9 protein-coding genes and 1 pseudogene are annotated in these 12,539 nt (G+C 65.6%); 7 read left to right on the plus strand and 3 right to left on the minus strand.

Going from position 1 to position 12,539, the window contains the following annotated elements:
• Positions 1-103 precede the first annotated feature (103 nt).
• Together HAP48_RS41110 and HAP48_RS41115 are read left to right on the plus strand one after the other, a co-directional pair.
• Positions 104-1,441, plus strand: a complete 1,338-nt coding sequence (locus HAP48_RS41110) for an MFS transporter (protein WP_166205474.1) — start codon at positions 104-106, stop codon at positions 1,439-1,441.
• A gap of 64 nt (positions 1,442-1,505) precedes the next feature.
• A complete protein-coding gene (locus HAP48_RS41115; protein WP_224496807.1) occupies positions 1,506-2,117 on the plus strand; it encodes a Bug family tripartite tricarboxylate transporter substrate binding protein in 612 nt (203 codons plus the stop codon).
• 9 nt (positions 2,118-2,126) lie between these two features.
• Here HAP48_RS41115 and HAP48_RS41120 read toward each other — a convergent pair whose 3' ends face one another.
• The gene (locus tag HAP48_RS41120; RefSeq protein WP_166205475.1) at positions 2,127-4,463 is read right to left on the minus strand and encodes a GumC family protein; all 2,337 of its coding nucleotides are present in this window, start codon (positions 4,461-4,463) and stop codon (positions 2,127-2,129) included.
• A 177-nt stretch (positions 4,464-4,640) separates the two neighbouring features.
• On the opposite strand from HAP48_RS41120, the gene HAP48_RS41125 reads away from it, so the two are divergent.
• The 4 genes from HAP48_RS41125 to HAP48_RS41140 all read left to right on the plus strand — a co-directional run bounded on the left by HAP48_RS41125 (position 4,641) and on the right by HAP48_RS41140 (position 9,408).
• Positions 4,641-5,267, plus strand: a complete 627-nt coding sequence (locus tag HAP48_RS41125) for a polysaccharide biosynthesis/export family protein (RefSeq protein ID WP_166205476.1) — start codon at positions 4,641-4,643, stop codon at positions 5,265-5,267.
• 3 nt (positions 5,268-5,270) lie between these two features.
• Positions 5,271-6,404 (plus strand): glycosyltransferase family 4 protein, encoded by a 1,134-nt coding sequence (locus HAP48_RS41130; RefSeq protein WP_166205477.1) that lies wholly within the window; start codon positions 5,271-5,273, stop codon positions 6,402-6,404.
• A 115-nt stretch (positions 6,405-6,519) separates the two neighbouring features.
• On the plus strand, positions 6,520-8,061 hold the full coding sequence (locus HAP48_RS41135) for an undecaprenyl-phosphate glucose phosphotransferase (protein ID WP_166205478.1): 1,542 nt from the start codon (positions 6,520-6,522) through the stop codon (positions 8,059-8,061).
• 78 nt (positions 8,062-8,139) lie between these two features.
• The gene (locus tag HAP48_RS41140; RefSeq protein ID WP_166205479.1) at positions 8,140-9,408 is read left to right on the plus strand and encodes an O-antigen ligase family protein; all 1,269 of its coding nucleotides are present in this window, start codon (positions 8,140-8,142) and stop codon (positions 9,406-9,408) included.
• On the opposite strand, the gene HAP48_RS41145 is transcribed toward HAP48_RS41140, so the two are convergent.
• Complete coding sequence (locus HAP48_RS41145) at positions 9,380-9,874, minus strand: MarR family winged helix-turn-helix transcriptional regulator (RefSeq protein WP_224497115.1); 495 nt, start codon at positions 9,872-9,874, stop codon at positions 9,380-9,382. The two genes, HAP48_RS41140 and HAP48_RS41145, sit on opposite strands and share 29 nt — an antisense overlap.
• Positions 9,875-10,000: 126 nt before the next feature.
• Here HAP48_RS41145 and HAP48_RS41155 point away from each other — a divergent pair.
• A pseudogene (locus HAP48_RS41155) lies at positions 10,001-11,199 on the plus strand (FAD-dependent monooxygenase).
• A 129-nt stretch (positions 11,200-11,328) separates the two neighbouring features.
• Here the strand turns inward: HAP48_RS41155 and HAP48_RS41160 are convergent.
• A complete protein-coding gene (locus HAP48_RS41160) occupies positions 11,329-12,501 on the minus strand; it encodes a saccharopine dehydrogenase family protein (protein ID WP_166205481.1) in 1,173 nt (390 codons plus the stop codon).
• Positions 12,502-12,539: the final 38 nt, after the last annotated feature.

Here is a 12,539-nt window from a genome sequence, read left to right on the forward strand (position 1 = left end):
TGAATGCAATACTTGCAAGAGCAAGGCGACGGACCGCTGCGGCTGCACAAGGTGCCGCCCGGACAGCGCGGGCACCGTGCGTCGTATCGAAAAACCAGAAGGGATGGGAACGATGACCGACGATGTCGAGAAGCGTGCGATCGGGAAAATGATGCGGCGACTGATTCCGTTCCTCATCCTGTGTTACTTCGTGGCCTACCTCGATCGCGTCAATGTCGGCTTCGCCAAGCTGCACATGAACACCGCGCTCGGGCTGAGCGAAGCCGCCTACGGGCTCGGCGCGGGGCTGTTCTTCATCGGCTACTTCTTCTTCGAGGTGCCCTCGAACATCCTTCTGGAGCGGTTCGGCGCGCGGCGCTGGATCGCCCGTATCATGATCAGCTGGGGCATCGTCTCGGCGGCATTCGCCTTCATCCCGCAGATGTCCGCGGCGAGCGGCCTGTCGAGCGAGTGGATCTTCTACTTCCTGCGCCTGCTGCTCGGCGCATGCGAGGCCGGCTTCTTCCCCGGCATCATCTTCTATCTGACGCTCTGGTTCCCGACGGTCTATCGGGCGCGCGTCATCAGCCTGTTCATGCTCGCGATCCCGATCTCCAGCATCATCGGCGCGCCGATCTCGGGTCTGCTGCTCAATCTGTCGGGCGGCGGTCTCTCCGGGTGGCAGTGGCTGTTCATCCTGGAAGCGCTGCCGTCGGTGCTGGTCGGCTTCGCCGTTCTGGTCATGCTGCCCGACTTCCCGCGCCAGGCGACTTGGCTGCAACCCGACGAGATCAAGTGGGTCCAGAACACGCTCGAGATCGAACGGCAGAAGAAGGAGGCGGTGGAGCACATCTCGGTGCTGCAATCGCTCACCGATTCGCGGGTGCTGGCCTGCGCGCTGGTGTATTTCTGCCTGAACGCGGCAAGCTACGGCGTCGCATTCTTCCTGCCGACCATCATCAAGGCGTTCGGCGTCACCGACACCCAGACCGGCCTGATCGCCGCCCTGCCCTTCGTGTTCGGCGCGGTCGGCATGGTGCTGCTCGGCCGCCATTCCGACAAGACCGGCGAGCGGCGATACCATGTTGCCGGCGCGTTGACGCTGGCCGCAGTCGGCATCGGCCTCGCCGGGCTGGTCTCCAGTCCGGTGCTGATCATCGGCCTGCTCTGCCTCGCGCAGATCGGCGTTTCGTCGGTGCCGCCGATGTTCTGGCCGATGCCGGCCAGCATTTTGAACGGCGCCTCGGCCGCGGCGGGCATTGCCGCGATCAATTCGCTCGGCAATCTCTCAGGCTTCGCCGGCCCGTTCGCCATGGGCTACCTGAAAGACCTGACCGGTGGATTTACCGCAGGCCTGCTGCTGCTCGCGGTCGTCGGTCTGATCGGCGCGCTGGTCACGATCCGGCTGCGGATCGATCCGGTGCTCGAGCGTTCGATGCGCGAGCCGATGATGGCGCACTAGATCGTCAGGCGCCCGCGCAAAACGGAATGGTGCTCGCAATGCCGGTCATTTGCGAGCGCCCGCCGTGCTTGCAGCCATTTTGGCCACCTCGCGGATGCAGGCGATGAATATCTCCGCAGTTGGGCCCAACGTGCGACCCTTCAGGGTGACGATCGCAGCCGAAACCGTGGCCGTTCCCGGAAGCTCGCACCACGCTGCATTTCATCGGCGCGATGCTCGGCCGTACCGCAGGCTTCGACTATCTGCACGTTCCCATCAGGGCAGAGGGGCGGTCCAGGATCTCCTGAAAGGCGAGATCGCATCGGCGGTGATGCCGGTCGACAGCCTGCTGGGCCAAGTGCAGTCCGGACAGCTTTGCGCTCTGGCAACGACCGGTCCCAGCCGCCTCAACGCCCTCCCCGACGTGCCGACGGTGGCGGAGGCCGGTTACCCCGCGCTTCAGGACCTGACCTGGTTTGGCATCTTCCTGCCAGCGAAGACGCCCCCGGCAATCGTCGCGCAACTCAACGGCTCGATCCAGGCGTCACTGCGCACCGACGAGGTCAAATCCGGCATGGCCAAGCTGTCGGTTGATGTCGACGCCATCGCGATGAACGAATTTGCTGGGCTGCTCGCCTCGGAATCCGAGCACTGGAAGGGGATCGTGCAGGCGACCGGATTTACCCCGACGGGCTGACGGTGGCGGTCAGGCCGCCACCACCCGTGGGCCAGCAACGACCGTCTCCGACGGCGCGCAGGGCTTGCTCAGCATCGTCACTTCGGAGAAGCCGACGGCCTTGAGCTGAGCGACCATGGAACGGCGCGCATCCTGCGCCATTCCGGCGTCGGGCACGACGACGGCCTGCGCCCTGGCGGTCAGCAGCTCGGCCGGCAGGTCGACGGCCGTGCCGGCGTCGAGCAGCACGTGGTCGTAGACCCGCAGCAGCGCGTCGATCGCAAGCCCCAGCCGCGGCGATTGCAGATGCGCACGATCGAAGCCCGGACGTCCGGCGCTGACGATCTGAACCCGCGACTGCCGGTCCTTGGTGATGATCTGCGCGAACGTCGCCTCGCCCTGCATCAGTTCGGCAAGGCCGGGTGCCGCGGGGTCGACGGTCGCCGCCGTCAGCACCGGCGAGGACGCGACCAGATCGACGACCACGACCTTGGCCTGGCGCGCCATCAAACGGGCCAGCGTCAGCGCGGTCAGCGTGACGCTCTCGCCGGCGGCCGGACCGAGCACCGTGACCTTGTGGGCGGCCGGACCGGCCGCGACGAGGCGTTCGGCCAGTTCGTCGATCTCGTCGACGATCTCTGCGGGCGCAGGCTGCGGCGCGCTGAGGGCAGGTTCATACGCGACTGAGGGCTCCGGCGGCAGTTCAGGCTCCTGCGGCAGCCGGGGTGCGAGCGGCGATTCGAACTCGGGTTCAGCCGGCAGCGTCAGTGCCGGCTCATCCTCAGTCGCGGTCTCCATGACCGGCTCGCGGCGCCTGATCACCGCCGCTGCCGGTGCGAAGGCGCGGCCAACCGCACCGGGCGCCGAGATGCGCAGCAGTTCACCGGTGATGATGATGCCTGATGACAGCAACAGGCTCGCCAGCGTCGCGATCAGCACGATCGGCAGCTTCTTCGGATAGGCCGGCGTGTTCGAGACCGTGGCGCGCGAGATGATGCGGCCGTCGGTCGGCGCGGCCTCGATGTTCTCGCGTGAGGTCGCCTCGCGATATTTGGCGAGATAGGCTTCCAGCAGGTCACGCTGCGCCTTGGCTTCACGCTCCAGCCCGCGCAGCTGCACGTCCTGGCTGTTGCTCGACGACGCCTGCCTCTTCGACTGGTCCAGGCCCGCCTGCTGCGCCTGGACGCGGGCATCGGCGACGCGAGCGTCGTTGTCCAGCGAGCGCGATATCTTGCCGGCCTCCTCGCGCAATTGCCGGTCGAGGTCGGCGATCTGCGCCTTCAATTCCTTGATCCGCGGATGGTTGTCGAGCAGCGTCGAGGACTGCTCGGCGAGCTGCGCGCGTAGCGTGCCGCGCTGCTCGGCCAGCCGGCGGATCAGCTCGGAATTGAGCACTTCCGAAGCCTCGATCGGCTTGCCGCCCTGCAGCATCTCACGAATCAGCCGCGCCTTGGTCTCGGCATCCGCCTTCAGCGCCCGGGCATTGTTGAGCTGCGTGTTCAATTCGCCCATCTGCTGGTTCGACAGCGGGATGTTGTTGGTGCCGACGAACAGGCTCGACTTGGAGCGGAATTCCTCGACCCGCGAATCCGCTTCCGCTACCTTCGTGCGCAGCTTGTCGATCTCGCCAAGCAACCAGGTGCTGGCGGACTTGGCCTGGTCCTGCCGAGCCGCCTGCTGCAGCACGAGATAGCCGTCCGCGATCGAGTTGGCGACACGCGCCGCAAGCTCGGGATCCTCCGACTGGAATTCGATCACCATGACGCGCGACTTGTCGACCGCAAAGGCCTGGAAGCGCTCGTAATAGGAATCGAGCACCCGCTCTTCCGGCGTCAGGCTGAACGGGTCACGGCCGATGCCGAACAGCGCCAGCAGCGACTTCAGCGGGGAAAAGCCCCGCAGCACCGGATCGAATTCCGGACGCTCGGCGAGCTTGTTCTTCTTGATGATGTCGCGCGCGAGATCGCGCGACAGCAGCAGCTGCACCTGGCTCGTCACGGCCTCGGCGTCGAGCGAGGTGCGTTCCAGGTCGCGCTCGCCGTTCGGGCGCAGGAAGGCGTTCTCGCGATTATCGATCAGGATTCGCGCTTCCGACTTGTAGCGCGGCGTCACGACATTGACGGCGGCCAGCGACAACGCGAACACCAGCACGGTCGGCACGATGATCCAGCCGCGCTTGCGCGCCAGCGCGCGGCCGAGCACGTGAAGATCGAGATCGGCCGCCTCGGACGCAGCCGCCGGCTTGTCGGGAGCAGGTTTAGGCGGGGCCGGCTTGACGCCGACCTCGTCGGCAACGGGCGCAGACTTCGGCAACGCCCGTTGCACGACGGCCTTTTCCTTGCCTCTACGCCAGAATGCAAAACGCATAACGAACTCCCGCGGACGCCGCGATTCCACCTCAATGGCCGCGATTACAGTCCATTAAGGTTGCTGCTGGGTTAATCGGCGCGGTTGATGGACATGGCGGCCACCACCCCCGCCGTCATTCTTTGTTAACCATGCGTGCCGTTAATCGGGGGCCGGTATTTTCTCGGGATTCCTGACATGCGCGATTTGCGCGCTCCCCTTGTTTGTCTGATTGCTGCGCTCGCGCTGTCGGGCTGCATGGGCCGGACGTCGCCGATCGCCCGCGACCCCGGCCTCGATTCGATGGCCTATGCCCAGCCGCCCCTCGCAACTCCCGTGGCCTATGCCGAGCCCGTGCCGCAGCACGGCGGCTATAATCTCGGCCCCGGCGACAAGCTCCGCGTCGTGGTCTATGGCCAGGAAGGCCTGACCAACTCCTATGCGATCGGCGCGGCCGGCGCGATCACCATGCCGCTGATCGGTTCGGTGCCGGCGCGCGGCCGGACGCCTGCGGGGCTTGCCGCCGAGATCACCGCGCGGCTGCGCAACGGCTTCATCCGCGAGCCTTCGGTGGCGGTCGAGATCGAGTCCTATCGGCCGTTCTTCATCCTCGGTGAAGTCGCAGCCCCCGGCCAATATCCCTATGTGCCCAACATGACGGTGGAGAGCGCGGTCGCAATCGCCGGCGGCTTCTCGCCGCGCGCCAGGCGCGACCAGGTCACCCTCACCCACACCGATGCATCGGGCGCGGGCCGCTTCGTCGTGCCGCTGGGCACGCCGCTCGGCCCCGGCGACACCGTGTTCGTCGGCGAGCGCTGGTTCTGATCGATGGCACAGAATCAGGAACAGCCGCTGCGCATCCTGCATGTCGTCCGCGCCCCGGTCGGCGGCATCATTCGTCATATCCTCGATGTCGCCAACGGCCAGATCGAACGCGGCCATCATGTCGGCATCGTCGCCGACAGCCTGACCGGCGGCACGCGTGCCGCCGCGGTGCTGGCCGAGATCGAGCCGCACCTCAAGCTCGGCGTCCACCGGGTGGCGATACGCCGCGAGCCGCGCTTCGCCGACTTCATGGTCTGGGCACACATCGCCGGCCTGATCCGCAAGCTGAAACCCGATGTCGTGCACGGCCATGGCGCCAAGGCCGGCGCCTATGTCCGGCTGCGGCGGCGGTCGGACAAGGTGATCCGGGTCTACACGCCGCATGGCGGCTCACTGCACTACCCGCTCGACACCTGGAAAGGCCGCTTCTACAGCCAGCTCGAGCGCACGCTGATGAACAGCACCGACCTGTTCCTGTTCGAGAGCGCGTTCGCCCGCGACACCTATCAGCGGACCGTGGGCAAGCCTGCGGGCCTCGTGCGCTGCGTCTTCAACGGCGTCACATCGGAGGAATTCGAGCCGGTGCCCAAGGCCGACGATGCCTCCGACGTGGCCTATGTCGGCGAATTCCGGCGCATCAAGGGCGCCGATCTCCTGATCGACGCGGTGGCGAAATTGCGCGCCGACGGCAAGCCGGTGACGCTGACGCTCGGCGGCGACGGCGAGGAGTTCGAGCGGCTCAAGGAGCAGGTGAAGCGGCTGTCACTCGGTGATGCCGTCCGCTTCATCGGTCACGTCAAGGCGCGCTTCGGCTTCTCCAAGGGCAGCCTGCTGGTGGTTCCCTCACGCGGCGATTCGATGCCCTATGTCGTGATCGAGGCGGGCGCGGCCGGCGTTCCGATGATCGCCGCCGATGTCGGCGGCATCCCGGAGATCTTCGACACCCACGCCGACGCCCTGTTCGCGCCCAGCAATGCCGCCGCGATGGCCGACGCCATCAAGGCCGCGCTCGACAATCCCACAGCGACCGCGGCGCGCGCGCAAAAACTGCGCGAGCGGATTTCCGAACATTTCTCGCAGAGCGCGATGGTCGAGGGCGTGCTGGCCGGCTACCGCGACGCATTTGCCAAACGTTAACCACTTCTTGCACACGTAACCGTTTCTTCCGATTTGTCCCCTTAAGTCACGTCCGGGGGAATTTCGCTGCAGCGCGCGGATGCCCATCTGCATGCGCAGGAATGGACGTGGACTCGTGGAACCGTTTAACGCACGCTCGATGCTGGATGCCGCTGCGTCTGCAACGGCTACCAAGCCGCAGGTCGAACGCCGCCGGCGCCTGTCGCCGGCCGCACTCGCCGTTACCAATCAGAAAGTTCGCGGCGCCTATTCGCCGGTGGTGATCGCGGGCGTGGTCCGCGTCGCCGATTTCGTGCTGCTCAGCCTGGTCGGCGTCGGGCTCTATTTCGCCTATGTCCGCCCGCTCGCCGGCGGCATCCATTGGGGATACATCGCCTCGATCCTCGGCATGTCGGCCGCGGCCGTGGTCTGCTTCCAGGCCGCCGACATCTACCAGGTGCAGGTCTTCCGCGGCCAGCTGCGCCAGATGACGCGGATGATCTCGTCATGGACCTTCGTGTTCCTGCTGTTCATCGGCGTCTCATTCCTGGCCAAGCTCGGCGGCGAGGTATCGCGCGTCTGGCTGTCGTCGTTCTTCTGCGTCGGCCTCGTGATGCTGATCGCCGAGCGGGTGCTGCTGCGATCGATGGTGCGCGCCTGGGCGCATGACGGGCGGCTCGACCGCCGCACCATCATTGTCGGCGCCGATCAGAACGGCGAGCACCTGATCGAGGCGCTGAACGCCGACGATGATTCCGACATCCACGTGCTCGGCGTGTTCGACGACCGCAACGACTCCCGCGCCATGGATACCTGCGCGGGCTCACCGAAACTCGGCAAGGTCGACGACATCGTCGAGTTCGCCCGCCGCACCCGCGTCGACCTCGTGCTGTTCGCGCTGCCGATCTCGGCGGAGACCCGCATCCTGGAAATGCTGAAGAAGCTCTGGGTGCTGCCGGTCGACATCCGCCTGTCGGCCCATACCAACAAGCTGCGCTTCCGCCCCCGCTCTTACTCCTATGTCGGCAACGTGCCGACGCTCGACGTGTTCGAGGCGCCGATCACCGACTGGGATCTGGTGCTGAAATGGCTGTTCGACCGCGTGGTCGGCGGCCTCGCTTTGCTCGCCGCGCTGCCGGTGCTGGGACTGGTGGCGCTCGCGGTGAAGCTCGACAGCCCCGGCCCGGTGCTGTTCCGCCAGAAGCGCTTCGGCTTCAACAATGAGCGGATCGACGTCTACAAATTCCGTTCGCTCTACCACCACCAGGCCGATCCGACCGCCTCCAAGGTCGTGACCAAGAACGATCCGCGCGTCACCCGGGTCGGCCGCTTCATCCGCAAGAGCTCGCTCGACGAATTGCCGCAGCTGTTCAACGTGGTACTGAAGGGCAACCTCTCCCTGGTCGGTCCGCGCCCGCACGCCGTGCAGAGCAAGCTGCAGAACCAGCTGTTCGACGAGGCCGTCGACGGCTATTTCGCCCGTCACCGCGTCAAGCCCGGCATCACCGGCTGGGCGCAGATCAACGGCTGGCGCGGCGAGGTCGACACCGACGAGAAGATCCAGAAGCGCGTCGAATACGACCTCTATTATATCGAGAACTGGTCGGTGCTGTTCGACCTCTACATTCTGCTCAAGACGCCGCTCTCGTTGCTGACCAAGAACGAGAACGCGTACTGAGATCGATTGCCTGTCGCTGATACTCCTTCGCCGAGGCGAGCGTCAGCTTGTGTATCTGTTGCGTTGCGTGAGTATCCGATGGCCTATGCGGCGACAGCCGGGACGTCCCATTCGCTGACATCCGCGCCAGCGGGCGTGCTGGCGCTGCAGCGGGCGCTGATGTGGCTGGCCGGCGCGTCCGGCGCCATCGTGTTCATCGAGCCGAGCCCGTATGAACTCGTCACGCTGACCGCCTGCGTGGTGTTCTTCGCCACGGGCCTGCGCATGCGGCTCGTGTTCATGCCGCTGTTGTTCACACTGATCGTGCTCAATGTCGGCTACAGCATCGGCGCGGTGCCGTTCCTCGACAAGCCGGAGGTGGTGAACTGGGTCCTCACCTCCTGGTACATGGCCGTCACCGTCATCTTCTTCGCGATGGTGATGTCGGAGGACACCGAAGCCCGCCTCGACATGTTGCGCCGGGGACTGATCGTCGGCGCGATGATCGCCTCGCTCGCCGGCATCGCCGGCTATTTCCGTCTGGTGCCCGGCGGCTACGATCTGCTGACGCTGTATGACCGCGCCCGCGGCACCTTCAAGGATCCGAACGTGCTCGGCGCGTTCCTGATCCTGCCGGCGCTGTTCACGCTGCAGAGCGTCGTCTCCGACCGCTTCGGCAAGGCGTTCCGCAACGCCATCGCCTTCGGCATCATCTCGCTGGCGATCCTGCTGTCGTTCTCCCGCGCCGCCTGGGGCGGCCTCGTCATCACCGCGGCCTTCATGCTGGCGATGATGGTGTTCACCAGCCGCACGCAGGCGCAGCGCTCGCGCATCATCGTGATGACCCTGATCGCCGCGGTCCTGGCGGTGGCGCTGATTGCGGTGCTGCTCTCGATCGGCTCGGTCGCCGACATGTTCAAGCAGCGCGCGAGCTTCGACCAGAGCTATGACGAAGGCCGCTTCGGCCGGTTCGGCCGTCACATCCTCGGCGCCCAGATGGCGCTCGAGCTGCCGTTCGGCATCGGGCCGTTGCAATTCCACACCTACTTCCCCGAGGACACCCACAATTCCTATCTCAACGCCTTCATGTCGGGCGGCTGGATCTCGGGCATCTGCTATCCGGCGCTGGTGTTCGTCAGCGCGTTCATCGGCTTCCGTTACGTGTACGCGCGGGTGCCGTGGCAGCGCGGCTATCTCGCGGTCTTCGCGGGGTTTCTCGGCTTCGTCGGCGAGAGCTTCATCATCGATACCGACCACTGGCGGCACTTCTGGATGATGCTGGGCACGATGTGGGGCATGTACGCGGCGGCCGAGCGCTATCGCGCGACAGCGGCGCAGGTCACCGGCGAGATTTCGGCGACATCTTGAGATTGGCGCGCTGCTCCGGCGGCGTATCGATCACGACTTTCAGTGCGCCGGTTGCCCCCAATACGCCCTTGTAACCATCATTGGTGAAGCGCAGCAGCAGGCGCAATTCGTCCTCGCTATAGCCGCTGAAGACCTTCTGCATCGCCTGCTGCAGCGGCACGTAATACTGACCGATCTTCTCGACCGCCTCCGGCACGACCGAGATGAACACCTTGCGACGATCGCTCTCGTCACGCTCCCGGCGCACGTAGCCGGCCTTCTCCAGCCGGTCGACCACGCCGGTGATCGCTCCCGTGGTCAGCCCGGTGACCTCGGCAAGGCGACCCGCCGTCACGCGTCCTTCCAGGAGGACGATGTCGATGCATTCGAGGTCGGAACCGGAAATTCCCGCCACGTTGGCAACGGTTTGACCGTACAGCACGCCCTGCGCCGACGACCGTCGCAATGCTTCTTCCAGCTCCTGCAGCAAGGCGCCGCGCGATTTCGCGCTTGACAAGCTTCACCTCATACCTTAGTCGATAAATATCTTAGTAGCTAAGATTATTAGCTGCTAACTCTTCCTAGCCGACATGGATGCATGGAGCAAGACACGATGACCCGACGTCCCCGCAAGGCACTCATCATCGGCGCCGGCATCGCAGGTCCGGTGACCGCGATGTTTTTGACCCGCGCCGGTATCGAGGCCGAGCTCTATGAAGCCTGGCCCTATTCGACCGGGTCGGCGGCGGACTGCAGATTGCGCCCAACGGCATGCACGTGCTGGCGGAGCTCGGCGTCGCCGACGAATTGATCCGCAGCGGCTCGATCGCCGAATCCTTCGACTTCTATTCGCAGGGCGGCAAGAAGCTCGGCTCCCTCAACCAGAACATGCAGCAGCGCTTCGGCCAGCCCGCGGTGAACATGTGCCGCGCGACCCTGAACGAGACCCTGATCGACAAGGCGTGGGCCTCCAACGTCTCGGTGTTCTTCGAGAAGCGGCTGGTCAAGATCGAGGATCGCGGCGACCAGCCCGTAACAGCCTATTTCGCCGACGGCACCACTGCCGAGGGCGATTTCGTGATCGGCGCCGACGGCGTGCATTCGGCGGTGCGGCGTCACGTGATCCCCGACGGGCCGACGCCGTTCGACACCGGGCTGATCGGCTTCGGCGGCTTCGTGCCGCGCGCCATGATCGAGCGCCTGCCGATCGGCCAGAAGGTGGCGAGCACGTTCGGGCAAAGCGGCTTCTTCGGCTACGGGCTGTGCAGCCCCGATCCGGACACCGGCGCGATGTGGTGGAGCACGCAGCCGTCGCACGGCATGACCGCAGCGGCCTACCGGCTGCAGAGCCAGGATGCGATCAGGCAGCATCTGCGCGATTTCCACGCCGGCTGGCATGCGCCGATCCCCGAGATCATCGAGGCCGCGGAGAATATCGTGGTGACCGACACGCTCGACGTCGCAACGCTGCCGACCTGGTCGCGCAAGCGCACGCTCTTGATCGGCGACGCCGCGCATGCCACCAGCCCGCATGCCGGCCAGGGCGCGTCGCTCGCGCTGGAAGATGCGTTGCGGCTTGCAGTGCTGATGCGCGACGGCCAGGAGCTCGGCCTGACCTTCCAGGCCTTCGAGCACGAGCGGCGCCCGCGCGCCGAGAAAATCGTCGCAATCGCCCGCCGCAACGGCAACAGCAAGCGTGAATTCAGCCCGACCGGCGCCTGGCTGCGCGATCACATGCTGAAGCTAATCCTGCCGGTGTCTTCCAAGGGCATGGATTTCATGTACGCCTATAATCCGCGCGCGGCGGCGTAGCATTTCGCTGTCATGCCCCGCGAAAGCGGGGCATCCAGTACGCCGCGGCTTCTCCGCAAAACACAAGCGTCTCTGGAATACTGGATCGCCCGGACTAGCCGGGCGATGACACCGAAGAGGGTGCGCGAACTACTTCTCGACCTCAAACGTCAGCCCGGCGCGATCGACTAGGCGCTTGATCAGTCTGTGCTGCATCGCGGCTCCCGGGGTCCAGAAGCCGGGGGCTACATCCCGCGTATCGCGCAACAGGCAGATCGCACATTCCGAGATCATCTTCGAGGTCGAGCCGTAGCCGGGATCGCGATCGCCCTTGATGCCGGCGCGGACCATGCGGCCGTCGGGCGCGACCGCGATATAGAGCAGATCGTAGCGGCCGTTCTCGCGCTCTTCCTTGGAAGGGCCCTCGCCCGGCTTCGGCGCGCTCGGCCCAGTCTTCTCCGAATTCAGCGCCATCACCTTCTTGGCGTTCGCCTCGCCCTTTTCGCCCGGACCGGTCAGGACCATCTCGTCGTAGACGAAGTCCTTGCCGTAGGGAAAGCCCATCAGCATGTTGGAGCGGTGGACGTTGCGCGTGTTGATCAGCGCCATCATGAACGGCGCGGTCCAGGAGTGCAGATCCTCCTCGTAAGCCGGCTTGCTGCCGCGCGGCTGCTTCGGGCCCTCGAAGCCCGGCGTCAGCGCGAAGGGATTGTTGAGGATCGCAACCAGGCTGAGGTCCTTGGCGACCGCATCGAAAGTCGCCTTGGCGCTCGCGGCGGTGCCGCCGGACAGCGTGCCGCGCATGTCGCGCACCCGGCCCTTGACGCGCTGTGCGGCCGCGCCGAACACGCGCCGGGCCTCGTCCTGGACAAAGAACGTGCCGAGCTCGAACGGCACCGAATCGAAGCCGCAGGAGAACACGATGCGCGCGCCGCTGGCCTTTGCCGCGGCTTCGTATTTGTCGATCATCTGCCGCATCCAGACCGGCTCGCCGCACAGATCGAAATAGTCGGTGCCGCTTTCCACGCAGGCCGCGATCAGCTCGTTGCCATAGAGCTGATACGGACCGACCGTCGAGATCACCGATTTGGTCTGCGCCAGCATCGCCTTCAGCGATGCAGCGTCGCCGGCATCGGCAACGATCAGCGGCGTATCGGCAGGCGCGCCGATCGCGTCGCGGACCGAAGCGAGCTTGTCCTTGCTGCGCCCGGCCATCGCCCATTTCAGGCTGCCGTCGCGATAATGCGCGGCGAGATATTCGGCGACCAGCTGACCGGTGAAGCCGGTCGCGCCATAGACGACGATGTCGAGTTTCGAGGACATGGATCAGGCTCCCTGCGATTGGGCGCCCTTTTGTCATT

The sequence above is a fragment of the Bradyrhizobium septentrionale genome (genome assembly GCF_011516645.4).
Classification (GTDB): Bacteria; Pseudomonadota; Alphaproteobacteria; order Rhizobiales; family Xanthobacteraceae; genus Bradyrhizobium; species Bradyrhizobium septentrionale.